We start from the raw sequence: 21,357 nt of genomic DNA, 5'->3' as shown, positions 1-21,357 counted from the left end.
CGAGATACAGTTGTGATCGAAAATCTGCGTAACATCGCCATCATCGCCCACGTTGACCATGGTAAAACCACCCTGGTCGACAAACTCCTGCGTCAGTCCGGCACCCTGGAACGTAACGAGCTCAACGACGAGCGCGTAATGGACTCCAACGACCAGGAAAAAGAGCGCGGCATTACCATTCTGGCGAAAAACACCGCCATCAACTGGAACGGCTACCACATCAACATCGTCGACACCCCCGGCCACGCCGACTTCGGTGGCGAGGTTGAGCGTGTAATGTCCATGGTCGACTCCGTGCTGCTGCTGGTCGACGCCCAGGACGGCCCTATGCCGCAAACCCGCTTCGTGACCAAGAAGGCCTTCGAAGCCGGCCTGAAGCCGATCGTCGTGATCAACAAGGTCGACCGTCCGGGCGCCCGTCCTGACTGGGTTCTGGACCAGATCTTCGACCTGTTCGACAACCTCGGTGCTACCGACGAGCAGCTGGACTTCAAAGTGGTCTACGCCTCGGCCCTGAACGGCATCGCCGGTCTGGATCACACCGCCATGGCCGAAGACATGACCCCGCTGTACCAGTCGATCGTCGACAACGTACCTGCGCCGGACGTTGACCGTGAAGGCCCGTTCCAGATGCAGATATCGGCACTGGACTACAACAGCTTCCTGGGTGTTATCGGCGTTGGCCGTATCGCCCGTGGCCGCGTGAAGCCGAACACTCCGGTGGTCGCCATCGACACCAACGGCAAGAAGCGTAACGGCCGTATCCTCAAGCTGATGGGCCACCACGGCCTGCACCGTATCGACGTCGAAGAAGCCCAGGCTGGCGACATCGTCTGCATCAGCGGTTTCGACGAGCTGTTCATCTCCGACACCCTGTGCGACCCGACAGCCGTCGAAGCGATGAAGCCGCTGACCGTTGACGAGCCAACCGTTTCGATGACCTTCCAGGTCAACGACTCGCCGTTCTGCGGCAAGGAAGGCAAGTTCGTCACCAGCCGTAACATCAAGGACCGTCTGGACAAAGAGCTGCTGTACAACGTTGCTCTGCGCGTTCAGGAAACCGATTCCCCTGACAAGTTCAAGGTATCGGGCCGTGGTGAGCTGCACCTGTCGGTACTGATCGAAACCATGCGCCGTGAAGGCTTCGAGATGGCCGTAGGCCGTCCTGAAGTGATCATCCGCGAAGTCGGTGGCGTCAAGCAGGAACCGTTCGAGAACGTCACCATCGACATCCCTGAAGAATCCCAGGGCAAGGTCATGGAAGAAATGGGCCTGCGTAAAGGCGACCTGACCAACATGGTTCCGGATGGCAAGGGCCGTGTTCGCCTGGAGTACAACATTCCAGCCCGTGGCCTGATCGGCTTCCGTAACCAGTTCCTGACCCTGACCAACGGCGCAGGCATCCTGACCTCGATCTTCGATCGCTACGACACCATGAAGTCGGGCCAGATGTCCGGCCGCCTCAACGGCGTACTGGTTTCGGTCGAGACCGGCAAGGCACTGACCTACTCCCTGGAAACCCTGCAGGCGCGCGGCAAGCTGTTCGTCGAGCACGGCCAGGAGATCTACAACGGTCAGATCATCGGTCTGAACAGCCGTGACAACGACCTGGGCGTGAACCCGACCAAGGGCAAGAAGCTCGACAACATGCGTGCTTCGGGCAAAGACGAAGTCATCGCCCTGGTTCCGCCGGTTCGTCACACCCTCGAGCAGGCTCTGGAATTCATCCAGGACGACGAGCTGTGCGAAGTCACGCCGAAGTCGATCCGTCTGCGCAAGAAGATCCTGGACGAAGGCGAGCGTACCCGCGCTGCCAAGAAAGCCAAGAACTGAGTTAGCTCAGGCTGAATGAAAACGCCCCCGGTCCAAAGGCCGGGGGCGTTTTTTTGTCTGGGCTTTTTGTATCAGCTGTACCGGCCTCATCGCCGGCAAGCCGGCTTCCACAGGTCCTTGCGCAACGATTTTGGGGCGGTGAGGCCAATGATCAGCGCGTGGCCACCTTGGGCTTGTAAGCGCAATACCCCGGCCGCGGCCCTACCTTCGGGTGGTTCCGGCAAGTATCCGGGCGCTTGTCATAAATGGTGCACAGCCGGCTCTTGCGGTCCAAATACATGCAATCATCGTTGCTCATCCGGGTCAGGGTGAAGATCCCCGACTTCTGGTTGAAGCGTTCGATGATGCCTTCCTTCTGCAGGCGTTTGGCCACGTTCTTCGGCGGTTCGTCCTTTTCGAACTCATCCACCACGCCGATGCGGATCAGGTCTTTGATCTTCACTTCCACAGGCAGGGTGCAGCAGGTCGAATGGCAGCCCCCGCACATGTGGCTGGCATAGCGCTGCCAGGTTTCCAGGCGGTCGACTTCGGCTGCGGCAATCAGGGTCGTTTTCATCGTTATAGGTGGCGGATCACGGTCTTGGGGCGCGCGATCATACCGGAGTTGTTCAATTTGTGAACAACCTTTTGCCGGATTGGCCAAGCCGGCATGAAAACTGCGAACCGAGGCTGTCACTCCCTGTCGAAGGGTCTAGTCTCAACACTCTCCCGCCGCTTTTGCCAATTTGCCCGAGGATGCCGCATGTCCCAGGAACCCAAAGCACGTGACGCCGAGGTGGCCGACTTTCGCGCCGCTGTACTGGACAAGCTGACCTACGCGGTCGGCAAGGACCCGGAGCACGCCTTTGACCACGACTGGTTCGAGGCCATTGCCCTGGCTGCCCGTGATCACATGGTCGATCACTGGATGGATCACACCCGTCAGGCCTACCGGCGCAGCCAGAAACGGGTCTACTACCTCTCTCTGGAGTTTCTCATCGGGCGCCTGCTCTACGACAGCCTGAGCAACCTTGGCCTGCTGGACATCGCCCGTGATGCGCTGGAGGGGTTGGACGTGGACCTGGAGCGCATCCGCCTGCTGGAACCGGACGCCGCACTGGGCAATGGTGGCCTGGGCCGTCTGGCCGCCTGTTTCATGGAGAGCATGTCGACGCTGGGCATCGCCGCCCACGGCTACGGCATCCGCTATGAGCACGGGCTGTTCCGCCAGGCCATGGTCGACGGATGGCAGCAGGAACAGACCGAAAATTGGCTGGATTTCGGCAACCCTTGGGAGTTCGAGCGCGCCGAGGTGATCTACCCGATCAGTTTCGGCGGCAGCGTCGAAACGGTGCAAGATACCCATGGTCAGCAACGTCAGGTGTGGTGGCCGGGCGAGACGGTACGTGCGGTGGCCTACGACACGCCAGTGGTCGGCTGGCGGGGCTCCAGCGTCAACACCTTGCGCCTGTGGCGTGCGCGGGCGCTGGAAGAGCTGCACCTGGAGCGCTTCAATGCCGGCGACCACCTTGGCGCGGTGGCCGAAGTGGCTCGCGCCGAGAGCATCTCGCGGGTGCTGTACCCGGCCGACAGCACAGAAGCGGGGCAGGAACTGCGCCTGCGCCAGGAATACTTCTTCGTCTCGGCGTCGCTGCAGGACCTGCTGCGACGCCACCTGAACATGCACAAGGACTTGCTCAACCTGCCGGATGCTGCGGCCATCCAGCTCAACGACACGCACCCGTCGATTGCCGTGGCCGAATTGATGCGGCTGTTGGTCGACCAGCATGAAATCCCGTGGGAAAAAGCCTGGGAGCTGACCGTCGGCACCCTGGCCTACACCAACCACACGCTGCTGCCAGAAGCGCTGGAGACGTGGCCGGTGGCCCTGATGGAGCGCATGCTGCCGCGGCACATGCAGATCATCTACCTGATCAATGCCTACCATATCGATGCCCTGCGCGCGAAAGGCCTGCATGACTTCGACGTGCTGCGGGCGGTGTCGCTGATCGAGGAAGACAACGGCCGCCGGGTGCGTATGGGCAACCTTGCGTTCCTCGGCTCGCACAGCGTCAACGGGGTATCGGCGCTGCACAGCAAGCTGATGAAAAGCACGGTGTTCTCCGAGTTGCACAAGCTCTACCCCGAGCGAATCAACAACAAGACCAACGGCATTACCTTCCGCCGCTGGCTGTACCAGTCCAACCCGCAGTTGACGGCGATGCTGGTGGATGCCCTGGGGCCAGAGTTGCTTGACGACCCGCAAGGGCGCCTGGCCAACCTGGTGCCGTTCGCCGACAAGGGCGGCTTCCTCAAGCAGTTCGCCGCGCAGCGCCTGCACAGCAAGCGCGCGTTGGCCAGCATCATCCAGGAGCGGGTGGGCGTTACGGTCAACCCTGAGGCGCTGTTCGATGTGCAGGTCAAGCGCATCCACGAGTACAAGCGCCAGCTGCTCAATCTGCTGCACACCGTGGCGCTGTACCAGGCCATCCGTAACGACCCGGGCACCAACTGGGTGCCGCGGGTGAAGATCTTTGCCGGCAAGGCCGCAGCCAGCTACCACCAGGCCAAGCTGATCATCAAGCTGGCCAATGACATCGCCCGGGTGGTCAACAACGACCCTACCGTGCGCGGCCTGCTAAAGGTGGTGTTCCTGCCCAACTACAACGTCAGCCTGGCCGAGAGCATCATCCCGGCGGCGGACCTGTCGGAGCAGATTTCCACGGCCGGCTACGAGGCGTCGGGCACCAGCAACATGAAGTTCGGGCTCAATGGTGCACTCACCATTGGTACCCTCGATGGCGCCAACGTCGAGATGTGCGAACAGGTGGGTGCCGACAACATGTTCATTTTCGGCCTGACCGCGCAGCAGGTGGAGGCGCGCAAGCGTGACGGTGATTTTGGTGCCGTGGCCGCGATAGCCGCCTCCCACCGCTTGAACGATGTGCTGCAGGCGATCCGCAGTGGCGTGTTCTCCCCCGATGATCCGTCGCGCTATGCCGGGCTGATCGACGGGCTGGTGGCTTACGACCGCTTCCTGGTCTGTGCCGACTTCGATGCTTACTGGGATGCCCAGCGGCGGGTGGAGGAGTTGTGGCATACGCCGCAGGCGTGGTGGCGGATGGCGGTGCTCAACACCGCGCGAATGGGGTGGTTCTCTTCGGACCGGACCATTCGCGAGTATGCGACCGAGATCTGGAAGGTGCTGGATTGAGGCTTGGGGCCGCACAGCGGCCCCACCTGACCATCGGCCTGGTGAGCGCTGAACTACCGACCTGTTGTGCCGTCTGACTGCCCAGGCGTGTCTCTTTACTCGCTAGCATTGAACTCTCCCTGTAAACTGCGGGGGTTTTTCTCCCCCATCCTTTCGGAGCCATACATGTCCCGCGTTACCTTGAGTCGCTATCTGATTGAGCAGACCCGCAGCAACAATACCCCTGCCGATCTGCGCTTCCTGATCGAAGTGGTGGCGCGTGCGTGCAAGGAAATCAGCCATCACGTGTCCAAGGGCGCCCTTGGCGGCGTGCTGGGCAGCATGGGCACTGAAAACGTGCAGGGCGAAGTGCAGAAGAAGCTCGACGTGATTTCCAACGATATCCTGCTCGAGGCCAACGAGTGGGGCGGCCACCTGGCCGGCATGGCGTCCGAGGAAATGGACAACGCCTACCAGATCCCGGGCCGATACCCCAAAGGTGCCTACCTGCTGGTCTTCGACCCGCTGGACGGCTCGTCGAACATCGACGTCAACGTTTCGGTCGGCACCATCTTCTCGGTACTGCGTTGCCCTAACGAATACCTGAGCCAGAACGAAACCCTGAACGAAAACGCCTTCCTGCAGCCAGGTACCGAGCAGGTCGCCGCCGGTTATGCCATCTATGGCCCGCAGACCATGCTGATCCTGACCCTGGGCAACGGCGTCAAGGGCTTCACCCTGGACCGTGAGCTGGGCAGCTTCGTCCTGACCCACGAAAACATCCAGGTCCCGGCAACCACCGCCGAGTTCGCCATCAACATGTCCAACCAGCGCCACTGGGAAGCCCCGGTCCAGCGCTACGTGGGCGAGCTGCTGGCCGGTGAGACCGGGCCGCTGAAAAAGAACTACAACATGCGCTGGATCGCCTCGATGGTGGCCGACGTGCACCGTATCCTGACCCGTGGCGGTCTGTTCATGTACCCGCGCGACGCCCGCGAGCCGAGCAAGCCGGGCAAGCTGCGCCTGATGTACGAAGCCAACCCGATGTCGTTCATCATCGAGCAGGCCGGCGGCGCTTCCACCAACGGTTACGAACGCATCCTCGACATCAAGCCAGAGAGCCTGCACCAGCGTGTATCGGTGATTCTCGGCTCGAAGGAAGAGGTCGAGCGCGTCACCGCCTATCACAAGGAGTAAATCATGCTCGCACCTTGGCAGCCGTTGCTGGAGTGGTGGTTCGGTTGGGGCACCAGTCCCCAGGCCGTGGCTGACGAGAAGAGCACGCTGTGGTTCGGCAAGCATCACGATGCCGAAGCCCAGGCGCTGTTTGGCGAGCTCGTCGAGCATGCCCTGGCGGGCGGGCTCGAGGAGTGGCAGCAAAGCCCTCAGGGCTGGCTCGGCCTGTTGATACTGCTGGACCAGCTGCCGCGCATGATCTACCGCGACACGCCGCGCGCTTTCGAGGGCGACCGGCGTGCCCAGGTGGTGGCCATGCAGGGGCTGCAGAAGGGCTGGGATTACCAGCTGCTGCCGATCCAGCGGGTATTCGTGCTGCTGGTGCTGGAGCATGCCGAGGTGCTGGACTGGCAGAACCTGTGCGTTGAGCGGTACCAGGTGCTGCTGGATGAGCAGCCCGAGGCCAACCGTCGGTTGTTCGAAGGGTTCCTCGACTATGCCGAGCAGCACCAGCGGGTGATTGCCCGGTTCGGGCGCTTCCCGCATCGCAATCTGTTGCTGGAGCGGCCGAGCACCAGTGAAGAGATGGACTTTTTGCTGGAGCCTGGCTCCAGGTTTTGAGTGATGAATGGGGCCGCAAAGCGGCCCCGTTCGTTTCAGATCCTGAAACTCCCTACCAGGTGCTTCAGCCGTTCGACCTGGTGTTCAAGGTCGGTGCAGGCACGCAAGGTGCTCTGCAGGTTCTGCACCCCTTCCTGGTTCAGCGTATTGATCTCGGTGATGTCGACATTGATCGACTCGACCACCGCCGTCTGCTCCTCGGTAGCGGTAGCCACTGACTGGTTCATGCCATCGATTTCGCCAATACGCTGGGTCACGCTGCCCAGGCGCTCACCGGCCTGGTTGGCAATCCCGACGCTCTGGTCGCTGTGCTCACGGCTCTGGTTCATGGTGCTGACGGCCATCTGGGCACCGGCCTGCAATTCCTCGATCAGGCGCTGGACCTGCTGCGCCGACTCCTGAGTGCGGTGCGCCAGGTTGCGGACTTCGTCGGCGACCACGGCAAAACCGCGCCCGGCTTCACCGGCACGAGCCGCCTCGATCGCGGCATTCAGGGCCAGCAGGTTGGTCTGCTGGGAAATGCCGCTGATCACATCGAGAATCTGCCCGATGTTGGCGGTGTGGGCATTGAGCGTTTCGATGTTGCCGCATGAATCGCTGATGCGCGCCGACAGCTGGTTCATCACATCGATGGTGCGCCCGACCACCTGCTGGCCGTCTTCGGCCAGGCCGCGTGCCTCACTGGAGTGTTGCGAAGCCAGCGCTGCGTTCTGGGCGATCTCCTGGGCTGCGGCACCCAGCTGGTTGATGGCCGCGGCCACGCTGTTGGTGCGGCTGGACTGCTGGTCGGCATTGTGGATCGAGGCATTCGAGGCGCTCACCACCTGCGTGGCCACCGCATTGACTTGGCCAGTGGCCGAGGCCACTTCGCGGATCGATTCGTGAATACGCTCGACGAAACGGTTGAACGACTGGCCAAGGCTGCCGAACTCGTCCTGCGCGTGGATGGCCACGCGCCGGGTCAGGTCACCTTCGCCTTCGGCAATGTCGTGCATGGCGCGACCCATCAGGTGCAAGGGCTCCATCAATACGCGGATCAGCAGGCCGAGCAGGGCGATGATGACCAGTATCGCGATCAGCGTCGCGACGATGGCCGAGGTACGCAGCTCGCTGAGCATGGCGAAGGCCGCGTCCTGGTCGACCACAAGGGCCACGTACCAGTCCGCTGAGGGCACGCCGTCGACGTGGGTGAAACTGATGAACTGCTTGCGCCCATCCAGCTCGACTTCCTTGAGGCCGCTGCTGATGTGCGGCGTGTTGCCTGGGTAGACATCCGCCAAGGTCTTGAGCGCCAGGTCGGCCTTGGGGTGGATCAGGATCTTGCCTTCGCCGTTGACGATGAAGGCGTGGCCGTGGCCATCGAAGTCGAGCGTGTTGATCAGATTGCTGATGGTTTGCAGGTCGGTGTCCACGCCGCTGACGCCAATCAGCCGGCCCCCTTGTTGCACCGGAGTGGCCAGGGTGATGACCAGCTTGCCGGCAGAAGCCGAAATGTACGGTTCGGTCACGATGGTCTGGCTGGCTGCGCTGGCTGCCTTGTACCAGTCGCGTGCACGAGGATCATAGTCGGCGGCGCGGTTGCCGACCGGCACCGACTGCATGCTGCCGTCCTGGCCGCCGAAATAGGTGAGCTGGAAATTGCTGGCGTATACCGGCAGTGCCAGGCTTCTGTCGAGGCTGGCCTTGCCCGGCCCATCGACGGCAATCTGCTGGGCCAGCGAGGCCAGCAACTGCTTGCGGCTGTCGAGCCAGGTGCGGATGTTGCCTGCAGTGAGGCGGCCGAGGTCCTGCAGGTTGGTCTGTGTATCGCTGCGCAGGGACTGGCGCTGGCGGTAGTCGTTGAACAGCACGAAACAGGTAAAGGCGACAGCCACCACCAGGGCGGCGGCCAGCAGGATCTTGTGGCTGAACTTGAGATTCTTGGTCATTTTTTTGTGGTCTGCACAAGGCAAGGCGGAGGAGGGCTGCGATCACGCGTCACAGCGTGTCCGCTGTGTCGACTCGGCACGGCAAAACATTAATCGTTTGCGCAGCGCCTGCCGACCAACGGTGTAGAACGAAAAAGGCCTGCCAGGGAACCAGGGACCGTTTTTCCCGTCGAAGGTCCCTGCAGGCCTCTCGCCTGCATCCACCTTTCAGGAGTGTTCCTTCATGTCGTTGCGTTCCCTCGCCCTGTTGTCCCTGTGCGTCATCCTGACTGCGTGCAGCAAGATCAATCAGGAAAACTATTCCAAGCTCAAGGCCGGCATGAACAAGGCCGAGGTCGAGCAACTGCTCGGCACGCCCACCGAGTGCTCCGGCGCACTGGGCATGAGCAGCTGTACCTGGGGGGACGAAAAGAGCTTCATCAGCGTGCAGTATGCGGCTGACAAAGTACTGATGTATTCAGGGCAGGGCCTCAAATGACGCGTCTGCACCTGCTGCTGGGGTTGTGCCTGGTGATGCTGCTGGGTGGCTGCGCCACGTCGGCCAACGACCCGTTGGCACCCAAGACCGCCGGCGATATCGACCTCAAGCGCTACCAGGGCAAATGGTACGAGCTGGCGCGCTTGCCCATGCCTTACCAGAGCGAATGCGCCCAGTCCGAGGCGCATTACAACCTCAAGCCTGATGGTTCGTACGGGGTGCTGAGCCGCTGCCGCACCATGGGTGACGAATGGCTGCGCGCCGAGGGGCATGCCAACATCCAGCAGCCGGGGCATACCGACAGGTTGTGGGTTGAGTTCGACAACTGGTTCACCCGCCTGGTACCGGGCCTGACCAAGGGCGAATACTGGATCCTGTACGTGGACGACCACTACCGCACGGCCATTGTCGGCAGCCCCGACCGCAAGTACCTGTGGATACTGTCGCGTACGCCGACCCTGCCGGCATGGGAGCGCGAGAGCCTGCTGGCCAAGGCCCGGCAGCAGGGCTACGACACCAGCCGCTTGATCTGGCGCATGGCGGACAAGCAGATCGTGCAGATGCATTGAGACCGTAGGGGGCCGCTTTGCGGCCCTTTTGTTGTCAGCCCAATAACTGTCGCAACACCTCGACATACGCCCGAGCGCTTTCCTCTTCTTGCCCGTGGCGCCCCTGGCGCACCACCCACTGCCCGTTGACCATCACATCGCGTACCTGCCGGTCGCTTCCGGCAAACAGCCAGCGGTTGAGAATTGCATCTTCGTCGGCCGTGGCGATATACGGGTCTTGCCCATCCAGCACCAGCCAGTCGGCACGTTTGCCCACGGCCAGCTCACCCACGGGCTGCCCCAATGCCTGAGCCCCACCCATCAGTGCCGCGTCATACAGGGTGCGGCCAACCATCGGCTGATCTTCGCGATAAAGCCGGTTGCGCCGCTGGTCACGAAGGCGCTGGCCATACTCGAGCCAACGCAGCTCTTCGACCACGCTCAGCGATACATGGCTGTCAGAGCCGATACCTATCCGGCCACCCTGGCTCAGGTAGTCCACTGCCGGGAAAATCCCGTCACCCAGGTTGGCTTCGGTGGTCAGGCACAAACCGGCCACCGCGCCACTGCCGGCCATTGCCGCCACTTCGTCAGCCTGCGCGTGGGTGGCATGCACCAAGCACCAGCGCGCATCCACCTGCACATGCTCATACAGCCACTGCAACGGGCGCAGGCCGCTCCAGGCCAGGCAGTCGTCCACTTCCTTCTGTTGCTCGGCGATATGAATATGGATCGGACATTGCTGATTGCCCGCTGCCAATACCTGGGCAATCTGCGCCGGCGTGACCGCCCGCAGCGAGTGGAAGCACAAACCCACCTGCTGCGCGGGTTGCGCGGCGATTGTCGCAGCGAGTTGTGCGTGCAGTTGCAGGTACTGCTCGGTGGAATTGATGAAGCGCCGCTGCCCCTCGTTGGGTGGCTGGCCACCGAAGCCGGCATGGCTGTACAGCACCGGCAGCAGGGTCAGGCCGATACCGCTGCTGGCCGCCGCCGCGCTGATGCGGCGGGACAGCTCGGCTGGGTCGGCATAGGCCTTGCCCGCCTGGTCATGGTGCACGTAGTGGAACTCGGCCACCGAGGTGTAACCGGCCTTGAGCATCTCGATGTACAGCTGGCGGGCGATGACCTGCAGTTGTTCCGGGGTGATCTTGCCGACCAGGCGATACATCAGTTCGCGCCAGGTCCAGAAACTGTCGTTGGGGTTGCCCGCCACTTCTGCCAGGCCGGCCATTGCGCGTTGAAAGGCATGCGAGTGCAGGTTGGGCATGCCGGGCAGAAGTGGCCCGGCCAGCCGTTCGGCGCCGTCGGCCGAAGCGCCGGAGTCGATATGGGTCATTGTGCCATCGCTGGCGACCTCGATTCGGACATCGCTGGCCCAACCATCGGGCAGCAGGGCGCATTCGGCGAAGTAGGCGGACATCTGTGAAATCCTGTTATGGCTGACTTGTATATACATATACAGTTGTTTGCCTGCCGGGTAAACTGCGGCAAGCTACCGCCCATTCAATCGCACAAGGATCCAACGCCGTGCCGACACCTCCTGTCTCCGCGCTGGTTGCCCAGATGGGCGAGGGCCCGGCGCCGCTGTACGCGCGGGTCAAACAGATGATCATCCAGCAGATCGACAACGGCAGCTGGCCGCCCCATCACCGGGTCCCTTCGGAGAGCGAACTGGTCAGCCAGCTGGGATTCAGCCGCATGACCATCAACCGCGCCCTGCGTGAGCTCACTGCCGAAGGCCTGCTGGTGCGCATGCAGGGGGTAGGGACATTCGTGGCCGAACCCAAGAGCCGCTCGGCGTTGTTCGAAGTCAACAACATCGCCGACGAGATTGCCGCGCGTGGCCACCAGCATAGCTGCCAGGTGATCACCCTTGCTGAAGAAGCGGCCGGTTCCGAGCGCGCTCTGGCACTGGACATGCGCGAAGGCCAGCGGGTGTTCCATTCGCTTATCGTGCATTACGAAAACGGCATCCCGGTGCAAATCGAGGACCGCTACGTCAACGCGGCGATCGCGCCCGACTACCTCAAGCAGGATTTCACTCGGCAGACGCCTTACGCCTACTTGTCCCAGGTCGCACCGCTGACCGAGGGTGAGCACGTGGTCGAGGCGATCCTGGCCGAGCCCCACGAGTGCCAACTGCTGCAGATCGAGCGGGGCGAGCCTTGCCTGCTGATTCGCCGCCGTACCTGGTCCGGTCGCCAGCCGGTGACGGCCGCGCGGTTGATCCACCCCGGCTCCCGTCATCGCCTGGAAGGACGTTTCAGCAAATGAACCCGTTGCAGTTGTTGCGTGCGCAGGACTACCCGCGGATGCCGTGGAAGAACGGCGGCGGCTTCACCGAGGAAATCACCCGCGACAGTGGCGAGGGCCTGGAGGGGTTCGGCTGGCGCCTGTCGATTGCGGATATCGAAGCGTCTGGTGGTTTCTCGATGTTTGCGGGCTACCAGCGGATCATCACGGTCTTGCAGGGGGATGGCATGCGCCTGCTGGTCGACGGGCAGGCCAGCCGGCCGCTGTTACCGTTCGACGCCTTCGCTTTCGCTGGCGAGAGCCAGGTCAGTTGCAAGCTGCTGGGTGAGAGGATTCGTGATTTCAACCTGATCTACTCGCCGCAGCGCTATCGCGCGCGCTTGCAGTGGTTCGATGGTACCAGCCGGTTGTTCAGTTCGGCGTCGACTGTGCTGCTGTTTTCGGGCAGTAACCAGGTTGAGGTGCAGTTGGCCGGGCATGGTTTGGAGCGGCTGGGCTTGTATGACTGCCTGCGGCTCGAGGGGAACGACACGCTGCTGGAGTTGCAGGTTCAGGGGCGGTTCTGCCTGATCGAGCTGATTCCAACCTGAGCTGGCTGAGGCTGCTGTGCAGCCCTTTCGCGACACAAGGCCGCTCCTGCACAGATCGCGTTTGCCCAGACGGGCGCAGCTCAGCCTTGTGTCGCGAAAGGGCCGCGCAGCGGCCCCGGTTTTCTCCAGGCTGTTCAAAAGCGGTCCCACTATTTTGGTTGTCCATGCTTGTACATACAAGTAAAGGTGTGTTTGTATATCCAACACGACACACCTGCCCGCGGACGACCGCAGAGGACCCTTCCCGTGACCGACAACAATAAATACCGTGACGTTGAAATCCGTGCCCCACGTGGCAACACGCTGACCGCCAAAAGCTGGCTGACCGAAGCGCCACTGCGCATGCTGATGAACAACCTCGACCCGCAGGTCGCGGAAAACCCCAAGGAACTGGTGGTTTACGGTGGTATCGGTCGCGCCGCCCGCAACTGGGCCTGCTACGACAAGATCGTCGAAACCCTGACCCGCCTGGAAGATGACGAAACCTTGCTGGTGCAGTCGGGCAAACCGGTCGGGGTATTCAAAACCCACAGCAACGCTCCACGCGTTCTGATCGCCAACTCCAACCTGGTGCCGCACTGGGCCAACTGGGAACACTTCAACGAACTGGACGCCAAGGGCCTGGCCATGTACGGCCAGATGACCGCCGGCAGCTGGATCTACATCGGCAGCCAAGGCATCGTCCAAGGCACCTATGAAACCTTCGTCGAGGCCGGCCGCCAGCACTACGGTGGCAGCCTCAAAGGCAAGTGGGTACTGACTGCAGGCCTCGGCGGCATGGGCGGCGCCCAGCCCCTGGCCGCGACCTTGGCCGGCGCCTGCTCGCTGAACATCGAATGCCAGCAGAGCCGTATCGATTTCCGCCTCGAAACCCGCTACGTCGACGAGCAGGCCAAAGACCTCGATGACGCCCTGGCGCGCATCGCCAAGTACACCGCCGAAGGCAAGGCCATCTCCATTGCCCTGCATGGCAACGCCGCAGAAGTCCTGCCGGAGCTGGTCAAGCGTGGCGTGCGCCCGGACATGGTCACCGATCAGACCAGCGCCCACGACCCGCTCAACGGCTACCTGCCGGCCGGCTGGACCTGGGAGCAGTACCGTGACCGCGCGCAGACCGAGCCGGCTGCCGTGGTCAAGGCTGCCAAGCAGTCCATGGCCGTGCACGTACAAGCCATGCTCGACTTCCAGAAGCAGGGCATTCCGACCTTCGACTACGGTAACAACATCCGCCAGATGGCCAAGGAAGAGGGCGTAGCCAACGCGTTCGATTTCCCAGGCTTCGTACCGGCATACATCCGCCCGCTGTTCTGCCGCGGTGTGGGGCCGTTCCGCTGGGCTGCGCTGTCCGGCGAAGCCGAGGATATCTACAAGACCGATGCCAAGGTCAAGGAACTGATCCCCGACGACGCCCACTTGCACCGCTGGCTGGACATGGCCCGTGAGCGCATCAGCTTCCAGGGCCTGCCAGCGCGCATCTGCTGGGTTGGCCTGGGCCTTCGCGCCAAGCTGGGCCTGGCCTTCAACGAAATGGTACGCAGCGGCGAGCTGTCGGCGCCGATCGTCATCGGCCGTGACCACCTGGACTCAGGCTCCGTATCGAGCCCCAACCGTGAAACCGAATCGATGCGTGACGGTTCTGACGCCGTCTCCGACTGGCCGCTGCTCAACGCCTTGCTCAACACTGCCAGCGGCGCTACCTGGGTTTCGCTGCACCACGGTGGGGGGGTAGGCATGGGCTTCTCGCAGCACTCGGGCATGGTCATCGTCTGCGACGGTACCGATGAAGCCGCCGCACGCATCGCCCGCGTGCTGACCAACGACCCGGGCACCGGTGTCATGCGCCACGCCGACGCCGGCTACGACATCGCCGTGGACTGCGCCAAGGAACAAGGCCTCGACCTGCCAATGATCACAGGCTGATCGCTGCACTTTGACCGATACTGAACAACAAGAAAGGGCCTGCGGGCCCTGACAGAATGGAGTAGCGAAGTGACCGAACTGACCCTCAAGCCTGGCACCCTGACCCTGGCCCAGCTGCGCGCAATCCACGCCGCACCCGTGCGCCTGCGCCTGGACGCCAGCGCCGATCAGCCGATCAACGACAGCGTCGCCTGCGTCGAACAGATCCTTGCCGAAGACCGCACGGCCTACGGTATCAACACCGGCTTCGGCCTGCTGGCTTCGACCCGTATTGCCAGCCATGACCTGGAAAACCTGCAGCGCTCGCTGGTGCTGTCCCACGCCGCCGGTATCGGCGCGCCGCTGGACGACGACCTGGTGCGGCTGATCATGGTGCTCAAGATAAACAGCCTCAGCCGTGGTTTCTCCGGCATCCGGCGCAGGGTGATCGATGCGCTGATCGCCTTGGTCAACGCTGAAGTCTATCCGCATATACCGCTTAAAGGCTCTGTCGGCGCCTCCGGCGACCTGGCACCGCTGGCGCACATGTCGCTGGTGCTGCTCGGCGAAGGCAAGGCACGGTACAAGGGCCAGTGGCTGTCGGCCACTGAAGCCCTGGCCGTCGCTGGCCTGGAGCCACTGACCCTGGCCGCCAAAGAGGGCCTGGCGCTGCTCAATGGCACCCAGGCGTCCTCGGCTTACGCCTTGCGCGGCCTGTTCTACGCCGAAGACCTGTACGCCGCCGCCATCGCCTGCGGTGGTCTGACCGTGGAAGCGGCACTGGGCTCGCGTGCGCCATTCGATGCACGGGTGCATGCCGTGCGTGGTCAGCGGGGCCAGATCGATACCGCCGCCTGTTTCCGCGACCTGCTGGGTGATACCAGCGAGATTTCCCAATCGCACAAGAACTGCGACAAGGTTCAGGACCCGTACTCGCTGCGTTGCCAGCCGCAGGTCATGGGCGCCTGCCTCACCCAGTTGCGCCAGGCCGCCGAAGTGCTCGGCATCGAGGCCAACGCGGTGTCGGACAACCCGCTGGTGTTCGCTGCCGAGGGCGATGTGATCTCGGGTGGCAACTTCCACGCAGAGCCTGTAGCCATGGCCGCTGACAACCTGGCCCTGGCCATCGCCGAAATCGGTTCGCTGAGCGAGCGCCGCATTTCGCTGATGATGGATAAGCACATGTCGCAGCTGCCGCCGTTCCTGGTGGAAAACGGTGGGGTCAACTCCGGCTTCATGATCGCTCAGGTCACGGCTGCGGCCCTGGCCAGCGAGAACAAGGCCCTGTCGCACCCCCACAGCGTCGACAGCCTGCCCACCTCGGCCAACCAGGAAGACCACGTGTCGATGGCCCCGGCTGCGGGCAAGCGCCTGTGGGAAATGGCCGAGAACACCCGCGGCGTGCTGGCCATCGAATGGCTGGGCGCCTGCCAGGGGCTGGACCTGCGCAAGGGGCTCAAGACCTCGGCCAAGCTGGAGCAGGCGCGCCAGGCGCTGCGCAGCGAAGTGCCGCACTACGACCGTGACCGTTTCTTTGCGCCGGATATCGAAAAGGCCGTCGAGCTGTTGGCCAAGGGCAGCCTGACCGGCCTGCTGCCGGCAGGCGTTCTGCCCAGCCTGTGATGCCTTTGGGGCCGCCATGCGGCCCATTCGATCTCACGACCACAAAAACAAGATCAGGACGTGACATGCAACAAGCTCAAGGTCTCAAGCGTGGGCTATCGGCCCGCCACATCCGTTTCATGGCGCTCGGTTCCGCAATCGGTACCGGGCTTTTCTACGGTTCGGCCTCTGCCATCCAGATGGCCGGGCCGGCCGTGCTGCTGGCCTACCTGATTGGCGGCGCCGCCGTGTTCATGGTCATGCGCGCCCTCGGCGAGATGGCCGTGCACAACCCGGTCGCCGGCTCCTTCGGCCATTACGCCACCACCTACCTCGGCCCCATGGCCGGCTTCATCCTCGGTTGGACCTACGCCTTCGAAATGGTCATCGTCGCCATCGCCGATGTCACCGCCTTTGGTATCTACATGGGCTTCTGGTTTCCTGAAGTGGCCCGCTGGATCTGGGTGCTGGGCATCGTCTTCCTGATCGGCGGCCTGAACCTGTGCAACGTCAAGGTGTTCGGCGAGATGGAGTTCTGGCTGTCGCTGCTCAAGGTCGGTGCCATCGTCGCGATGATCCTTGCCGGCCTTGGCATCATGGCCTTCGGCTTCAGCCAGGTTGGCACCGGGCATGCGGTCGGTTTGAGCAACCTGGTCGAGCACGGCGGCTTCATGCCCAATGGCGTCGGCGGCTTGATCGCGTCCTTCGCGGTGGTCATGTTCGCCTTCGGCGGCATCGAAATCATCGGCGTCACTGCCGGTGAGGCCAAGGACCCGCAACGGGTCATCCCCAGGGCCATCAATGCCGTGCCGTTGCGTATCCTGCTGTTCTACGTACTGACCCTGTTCGTGCTGATGTGCCTTTACCCGTGGCCGCAGATCGGCAGCGAAGGTAGCCCCTTCGTGCAGATATTCAGCAACCTGGGCATCGGATCGGCGGCGGCAGTGCTCAACGTCGTGGTGATTTCCGCTGCGGTTTCTGCCATCAACAGTGACATCTTCGGCGCGGGTCGCATGATGTACGGCCTGGCCCAGCAAGGCCATGCGCCACGCGGCTTCAGCCAGCTGTCCAGGCACGGAGTGCCGTGGATGACCGTGGTGGTGATGGGGGCTGCGCTGTTGATTGGCGTGGTGCTCAACTACCTGATCCCCGAGAACGTGTTTCTGCTGATCGCGTCCATCGCCACGTTCGCCACCGTGTGGGTGTGGTTGATGATCCTGGTTACCCAGGTTGCCATGCGCCGCAGCATGAGCCGCGAGGAAGCGGCCCGGCTCAAGTTTCCGGTACCGTTCTGGCCCTACGGCCCGGCCATGGCCATTGCGTTCATGGTGTTCATCTTTGGCGTGCTCGGTTACTTCCCCGATACACAGGCAGCGTTGCTTGTCGGTGTGATCTGGGTGGTGTTCCTGGTTGCGTCCTACCTGTTGTGGTGCAAGCCGCGAGCAGGGCAGGGCGAGGTGGCCCAGGCGGCGGCCGAGCTGCATCGCTAGTTCAGGAGATTGCATATGAGAACCCTCTGGCAGCACTGCCATGTGGCAACCATGGTGGACGGCCGTTACTCGATCATCGAGGACGCAGCGATCGTTACCAGCGGCGGCGTGATCGAATGGCTCGGCCCACGTGGCGAAATGCGGCCGGTCGAGGCGCAACGTACGGTTGACCTGGGCAATGCCTGGGTCACCCCCGGGCTGATCGACTGCCACACCCACGCCGTGTTCGGTGGCAACCGCAGTGGCGAGTTCGAGCAGCGCTTGCAGGGTGTGAGTTATGCCCAAATCGCTGCGCAAGGCGGGGGCATCGCCAGTACCGTGCGGGCCACCCGCGCGGCCAGCGAGGATGAGCTGTTCGCCAGTGCCCGCCAGCGGGTACAGGCGCTGATGCGCGATGGTGTAACCACAATCGAAATCAAGTCCGGCTACGGCCTGGACCTGGCCAACGAGCGCAAGATGCTCCGTGTGGCCAGGCGCCTGGCCGACGAATTGCCGGTTGCTGTGCGCGCTACCTGCCTGGCCGCCCACGCCTTGCCGCCGGAATATGCCGGTCGCGCCGACGACTACATTGCGCATATCTGCGACCAGATGCTGCCTGCACTCGCCGCCGAGGGGTTGGTGGACGCCGTGGACGCGTTCTGCGAGCACCTGGCGTTTTCCCCGGCGCAGGTCGAGCGGGTGTTCATCAAAGCCCGCGAACTGGGCTTGCCGGTCAAGCTGCACGCCGAGCAGCTCTCGTCGCTGCACGGCTCCAGCCTGGCAGCGCGCTACCAGGCGCTGTCGGCCGACCACCTGGAATTCATGACCGAGGAAGACGCCGTGGCCATGGCCGAGGCTGGCACTGTCGCCGTGCTGCTGCCCGGCGCGTTCTACTTCCTGCGCGAAACCCAACTGCCTCCAATGGACGCCTTGCGCCGCCACGGCGTGAGGATTGCCCTTGCCAGCGACCTCAACCCTGGCACATCGCCAGGTCTGTCGCTGCGGCTGATGCTGAACATGGGGTGCACGCTGTTTCGCATGACGCCGGAAGAAGCCCTGGCTGGCGTTACCATCCATGCCGCCACGGCGCTGGGCATGGGCGACACCCATGGTTCGCTGGAAGTCGGCAAGGTGGCGGACTTTGTCGCCTGGCAGATCGAGCGCCCCGCCGACCTGGCCTATTGGCTGGGCGGCGACCTGCCAAAGCGCGTGGTGCGCAAAGGCCATGAAATATCCCACTGAGCGAGGCGAGATGGACAAGGTACTGAGTTTCCACCAGGGCCGTTTGCCCCTGCTGATCAGCATGCCCCATGCGGGGCTCAAGCTGACCCCGGCCGTGCGCGACGGCCTGGTCGACGAGGCGCGCAGCCTGCCGGACACCGACTGGCATATCCCGCGCCTCTACGATTTCGCCCATGAGCTGGGGGCCAGTGTGGTGGCGGCAGAGTATTCGCGCTTCGTCATCGACCTTAACCGGCCGGATGACGACACGCCTTTGTACGCAGGTGCAACCACGGGCCTGTATCCGGCCACACTGTTCGACGGTGCGCCGCTGTTCAAGCAGGGGCAGGCACCCTCTGCCGACGAACGGGCCACTTACCTGGAGCAGATCTGGCGGCCATACCACGCCACCATCGAGCGCGAACTGGCCCGCCTGCGTGAGCAGTTCGGCTACGCCCTTTTATGGGACGCACACTCGATCCGTTCGCTGATCCCGCACCTGTTCGACGGCAAGCTGCCGGACTTCAACCTGGGGACCTTCAACGGTGCCAGTTGTGATCCTGAGCTGGCGCAGTGGCTGTCGGGCGTGTGTGCCGAGGCGCCGGGCTACAGCCATGTACTCAACGGGCGTTTCAAGGGCGGGCACATCACCCGCCACTATGGCGACCCTGCCCGGCAGATTCATGCTGTGCAGCTGGAGTTGGCGCAAAGCACGTACATGAATGAAACCGAGCCCTTCGCCTATCGTGAGGATCTGGCGCAACCGACCCGTCAGGTGCTTCAGCGCCTGCTGGAACAGGCGCTTGCCTGGGGCGAGCTACGCTACGGCAAGTAGCAAGCCCACCGGGCCTGTTTCAATGCAGGGCTCACGCTGTAGCGGCAGAGCATGCTCAAAGCGCAATTCAGGTTTATGATGCCCAACGGCAGACTAAATCCTCACACGGAGTGCGCAATGCAGACCCTCTACCCGCAGATCAAACCCTACGCCCGGCACGATCTGGCCGTGGAAGCGCCGCATGTGCTGTATGTCGATGAAAGCGGCTCGCCTGAAGGTCTGCCGGTGGTGTTCATCCACGGTGGCCCGGGCGCGGGTTGCGATGCCCAGAGCCGTTGCTATTTCGACCCCAACCTGTACCGCATCATCACGTTCGATCAGCGCGGTTGTGGCCGTTCCACCCCGCACGCAAGCCTGGAGAACAACACCACCTGGCACCTGGTCGAGGATCTGGAGCGCATTCGCGAGCACCTGGGCATCGACAAGTGGGTGCTGTTCGGCGGCTCCTGGGGCTCGACCCTGGCCCTGGCTTATGCCCAGACCCACCCCGAGCGGGTTCACGGCCTGATCCTGCGCGGCATCTTCCTGTGCCGCCCGCAAGAGATCGAGTGGTTCTATCAGGAGGGCGCCAGCCGCCTGTTCCCCGATTACTGGCAGGACTACATCGCGCCGATTCCGCCGGATGAGCGTAATGACCTGGTCAAGGCATTCCACAAGCGCCTGACCGGCAACGATCAGATCGCCCAGATGCATGCCGCCAAGGCCTGGTCCACCTGGGAGGGCCGCACTGCCACCCTGCGCCCCAATCCGCTGGTGATCGACCGCTTCTCCGAGCCGCAGCGGGCCTTGTCCATCGCTCGCATCGAATGCCACTACTTCATGAACAACGCGTTCCTTGCACCCGACCAGTTGATCCGCGACATGCCCAAGATCGCCCACCTGCCGGCCGTGATCGTGCATGGCCGCTATGATGTGATCTGCCCGCTGGATAACGCCTGGGCATTGCATCAGGCATGGCCCAACAGTGAGCTGAAGGTGATCCGCGACGCGGGCCATGCGGCGTCCGAGCCTGGGATCACCGATGCGCTGGTACGGGCAGCCGATCAGATGGCCCGTCGCCTGCTCGATTTGCCGCTGGAAGAAGCATGAAGGGGCTGCTGCAGCGTGTGCGCGGCGCGCGGGTAGAGGTGGCGGGTGAAATTGTCGGCGCCATCGACCAAGGCTTGTTGGTGCTGGTGGCGGTAGAGCCTGAAGATACCCGTGAACAGGCCGATAAGCTGTTGCACAAGTTGCTCAACTACCGCGTTTTCAGCGATGAGCAGGGCAAGATGAACCTGTCCCTCAAGGATGTGGGCGGCGGTTTGCTGCTGGTGTCCCAGTTCACCTTGGCTGCGGACACCCGCAGTGGCATGCGTCCGAGCTTTTCGACGGCTGCGCCGCCAGCGCTCGGTGCCGAACTGTTCGACTATCTTTTGCAGCAAGCCCAGGGCCAGCATGCAGATGTGGCAAGCGGCCGATTCGGTGCTGACATGCAGGTGCACCTGGTCAATGATGGCCCTGTGACTTTTCTGTTACAAATATGAAGGAAAAAACGGCCTTGGTTGCGCGAAACAAGGTGTTTTGTACGATAAATAGTTGATCCAGCCTGATGCGTTGTAACGCATCCTGCTGGATAATCGCGCGCTGTTAGGGCCTGCGTTCGCAGGTTCGTTTTACTCTGACTCGAGCATTGTCTGGAACCGTTTGGGGAATCATTACGCCCTCACGGGGTCCGAACAGTGCTCGCCAACCC

18 protein-coding genes and 1 pseudogene are annotated in these 21,357 nt (G+C 62.9%); 15 read left to right on the top strand and 4 right to left on the bottom strand.

Going from position 1 to position 21,357, the window contains the following annotated elements; all coding sequences use genetic code 11:
- The first annotated feature begins 12 nt into the window (after window positions 1-12).
- Window positions 13-1,833, top strand: a complete 1,821-nt coding sequence (gene typA / locus BLX42_RS06900; protein ID WP_046784993.1) for a translational GTPase TypA — start codon at window positions 13-15, stop codon at window positions 1,831-1,833.
- A 151-nt stretch (window positions 1,834-1,984) separates the two neighbouring features.
- Here the strand turns inward: typA and BLX42_RS06895 are convergent, their stop codons facing one another.
- Complete coding sequence (locus tag BLX42_RS06895; protein ID WP_115273392.1) at window positions 1,985-2,389, bottom strand: YkgJ family cysteine cluster protein; 405 nt, start codon at window positions 2,387-2,389, stop codon at window positions 1,985-1,987.
- 186 nt (window positions 2,390-2,575) lie between these two features.
- Between BLX42_RS06895 and BLX42_RS06890 the strand changes: the two genes are divergently transcribed.
- The 3 genes from BLX42_RS06890 to BLX42_RS06880 all read left to right on the top strand — a co-directional run bounded on the left by BLX42_RS06890 (window position 2,576) and on the right by BLX42_RS06880 (window position 6,802).
- Entirely contained in the window at window positions 2,576-5,026 is a 2,451-nt protein-coding gene (locus BLX42_RS06890; protein ID WP_119688142.1) for a glycogen/starch/alpha-glucan phosphorylase, read from the top strand.
- Window positions 5,027-5,191: 165 nt separating this feature from the next.
- On the top strand, window positions 5,192-6,202 hold the full coding sequence (locus tag BLX42_RS06885; protein ID WP_012312365.1) for a class 1 fructose-bisphosphatase: 1,011 nt from the start codon (window positions 5,192-5,194) through the stop codon (window positions 6,200-6,202).
- 3 nt (window positions 6,203-6,205) lie between these two features.
- Window positions 6,206-6,802, top strand: a complete 597-nt coding sequence (locus BLX42_RS06880; protein WP_012312366.1) for a DUF924 family protein — start codon at window positions 6,206-6,208, stop codon at window positions 6,800-6,802.
- Window positions 6,803-6,837: 35 nt separating this feature from the next.
- Here BLX42_RS06880 and BLX42_RS27165 read toward each other — a convergent pair whose 3' ends face one another.
- Entirely contained in the window at window positions 6,838-7,563 is a 726-nt protein-coding gene (locus tag BLX42_RS27165; protein WP_371926628.1) for a methyl-accepting chemotaxis protein, read from the bottom strand.
- Between the two features lie 129 nt (window positions 7,564-7,692).
- Window positions 7,693-8,730, bottom strand: a pseudogene (locus tag BLX42_RS27160) (cache domain-containing protein); the annotation flags it as partial.
- A 223-nt stretch (window positions 8,731-8,953) separates the two neighbouring features.
- Between BLX42_RS27160 and bamE the strand changes: the two are divergent.
- Both bamE and BLX42_RS06865 read left to right on the top strand, forming a co-directional pair.
- Window positions 8,954-9,208, top strand: coding sequence for an outer membrane protein assembly factor BamE (gene bamE / locus BLX42_RS06870; RefSeq protein ID WP_012312368.1), 255 nt, complete (start codon window positions 8,954-8,956; stop codon window positions 9,206-9,208).
- Window positions 9,205-9,777: a lipocalin family protein gene (locus BLX42_RS06865; RefSeq protein ID WP_046784997.1), complete on the top strand. Its 573-nt coding sequence runs from the start codon at window positions 9,205-9,207 to the stop codon at window positions 9,775-9,777. Before bamE ends, BLX42_RS06865 begins: the two co-directional genes overlap by 4 nt.
- Before the next feature lie 34 nt (window positions 9,778-9,811).
- Here the strand turns inward: BLX42_RS06865 and BLX42_RS06860 are convergent, their stop codons facing one another.
- Complete coding sequence (locus tag BLX42_RS06860) at window positions 9,812-11,176, bottom strand: formimidoylglutamate deiminase (RefSeq protein WP_046784998.1); 1,365 nt, start codon at window positions 11,174-11,176, stop codon at window positions 9,812-9,814.
- A 143-nt stretch (window positions 11,177-11,319) separates the two neighbouring features.
- Here BLX42_RS06860 and hutC point away from each other — a divergent pair, with 143 nt between their 5' ends.
- From hutC to dtd, 9 genes are all read left to right on the top strand, one after another.
- A complete protein-coding gene (hutC, locus tag BLX42_RS06855) occupies window positions 11,320-12,030 on the top strand; it encodes a histidine utilization repressor (protein WP_174141112.1) in 711 nt (236 codons plus the stop codon).
- Window positions 12,027-12,599, top strand: coding sequence for a HutD family protein (locus BLX42_RS06850; protein WP_046784999.1), 573 nt, complete (start codon window positions 12,027-12,029; stop codon window positions 12,597-12,599). Before hutC ends, BLX42_RS06850 begins: the two co-directional genes overlap by 4 nt.
- A 246-nt stretch (window positions 12,600-12,845) precedes the next feature.
- Window positions 12,846-14,519, top strand: coding sequence for a urocanate hydratase (gene hutU, locus BLX42_RS06845; protein WP_161871438.1), 1,674 nt, complete (start codon window positions 12,846-12,848; stop codon window positions 14,517-14,519).
- Between the two features lie 69 nt (window positions 14,520-14,588).
- Complete coding sequence (gene hutH, locus BLX42_RS06840) at window positions 14,589-16,121, top strand: histidine ammonia-lyase (RefSeq protein ID WP_161871437.1); 1,533 nt, start codon at window positions 14,589-14,591, stop codon at window positions 16,119-16,121.
- Between the two features lie 65 nt (window positions 16,122-16,186).
- Window positions 16,187-17,590, top strand: a complete 1,404-nt coding sequence (locus BLX42_RS06835) for an amino acid permease (RefSeq protein ID WP_161871436.1) — start codon at window positions 16,187-16,189, stop codon at window positions 17,588-17,590.
- Window positions 17,591-17,605: 15 nt separating this feature from the next.
- Window positions 17,606-18,811: an imidazolonepropionase gene (gene hutI, locus BLX42_RS06830; RefSeq protein WP_161871435.1), complete on the top strand. Its 1,206-nt coding sequence runs from the start codon at window positions 17,606-17,608 to the stop codon at window positions 18,809-18,811.
- A gap of 10 nt (window positions 18,812-18,821) precedes the next feature.
- Window positions 18,822-19,625, top strand: coding sequence for an N-formylglutamate deformylase (gene hutG, locus BLX42_RS06825; protein WP_161871447.1), 804 nt, complete (start codon window positions 18,822-18,824; stop codon window positions 19,623-19,625).
- A 117-nt stretch (window positions 19,626-19,742) separates the two neighbouring features.
- Window positions 19,743-20,714 carry a prolyl aminopeptidase gene (gene pip / locus BLX42_RS06820; protein ID WP_012312379.1) on the top strand — a complete coding sequence of 324 codons (972 nt, stop codon included), beginning with the start codon at window positions 19,743-19,745 and terminating at the stop codon, window positions 20,712-20,714.
- Complete coding sequence (dtd, locus tag BLX42_RS06815; protein WP_012312380.1) at window positions 20,711-21,148, top strand: D-aminoacyl-tRNA deacylase; 438 nt, start codon at window positions 20,711-20,713, stop codon at window positions 21,146-21,148. Before pip ends, dtd begins: the two co-directional genes overlap by 4 nt.
- Window positions 21,149-21,357 lie beyond the last annotated feature (209 nt).

It is taken from the genome of Pseudomonas sp. SG-MS2 (assembly GCF_009933855.1).
Classification (GTDB): domain Bacteria; phylum Pseudomonadota; class Gammaproteobacteria; order Pseudomonadales; family Pseudomonadaceae; genus Aquipseudomonas; species Aquipseudomonas putida_E.
Note: the sequence above shows the minus strand (reverse complement) of the source record. Positions and strands in the feature narration are given on the sequence as shown.

Bases quoted from the DNA above. Each gene is read 5' to 3' on its own strand.
- dtd (WP_012312380.1), top strand. From the start codon at position 20,711: ATGAAGGGGCTGCTGCAGCGTGTGCGCGGCGCGCGGGTAGAGGTGGCG.
- bamE (WP_012312368.1), top strand. From the start codon at position 8,954: ATGTCGTTGCGTTCCCTCGCCCTGTTGTCCCTGTGCGTCATCCTGACT.
- BLX42_RS06850 (WP_046784999.1), top strand. From the start codon at position 12,027: ATGAACCCGTTGCAGTTGTTGCGTGCGCAGGACTACCCGCGGATGCCG.
- BLX42_RS06895 (WP_115273392.1), bottom strand. From the start codon at position 2,389: ATGAAAACGACCCTGATTGCCGCAGCCGAAGTCGACCGCCTGGAAACC.
- hutG (WP_161871447.1), top strand. From the start codon at position 18,822: ATGGACAAGGTACTGAGTTTCCACCAGGGCCGTTTGCCCCTGCTGATC.
- BLX42_RS06835 (WP_161871436.1), top strand. From the start codon at position 16,187: ATGCAACAAGCTCAAGGTCTCAAGCGTGGGCTATCGGCCCGCCACATC.
- pip (WP_012312379.1), top strand. From the start codon at position 19,743: ATGCAGACCCTCTACCCGCAGATCAAACCCTACGCCCGGCACGATCTG.
- BLX42_RS06885 (WP_012312365.1), top strand. From the start codon at position 5,192: ATGTCCCGCGTTACCTTGAGTCGCTATCTGATTGAGCAGACCCGCAGC.
- BLX42_RS06865 (WP_046784997.1), top strand. From the start codon at position 9,205: ATGACGCGTCTGCACCTGCTGCTGGGGTTGTGCCTGGTGATGCTGCTG.
- hutI (WP_161871435.1), top strand. From the start codon at position 17,606: ATGAGAACCCTCTGGCAGCACTGCCATGTGGCAACCATGGTGGACGGC.
- BLX42_RS06860 (WP_046784998.1), bottom strand. From the start codon at position 11,176: ATGTCCGCCTACTTCGCCGAATGCGCCCTGCTGCCCGATGGTTGGGCC.
- hutC (WP_174141112.1), top strand. From the start codon at position 11,320: ATGGGCGAGGGCCCGGCGCCGCTGTACGCGCGGGTCAAACAGATGATC.
- BLX42_RS06890 (WP_119688142.1), top strand. From the start codon at position 2,576: ATGTCCCAGGAACCCAAAGCACGTGACGCCGAGGTGGCCGACTTTCGC.
- BLX42_RS06880 (WP_012312366.1), top strand. From the start codon at position 6,206: ATGCTCGCACCTTGGCAGCCGTTGCTGGAGTGGTGGTTCGGTTGGGGC.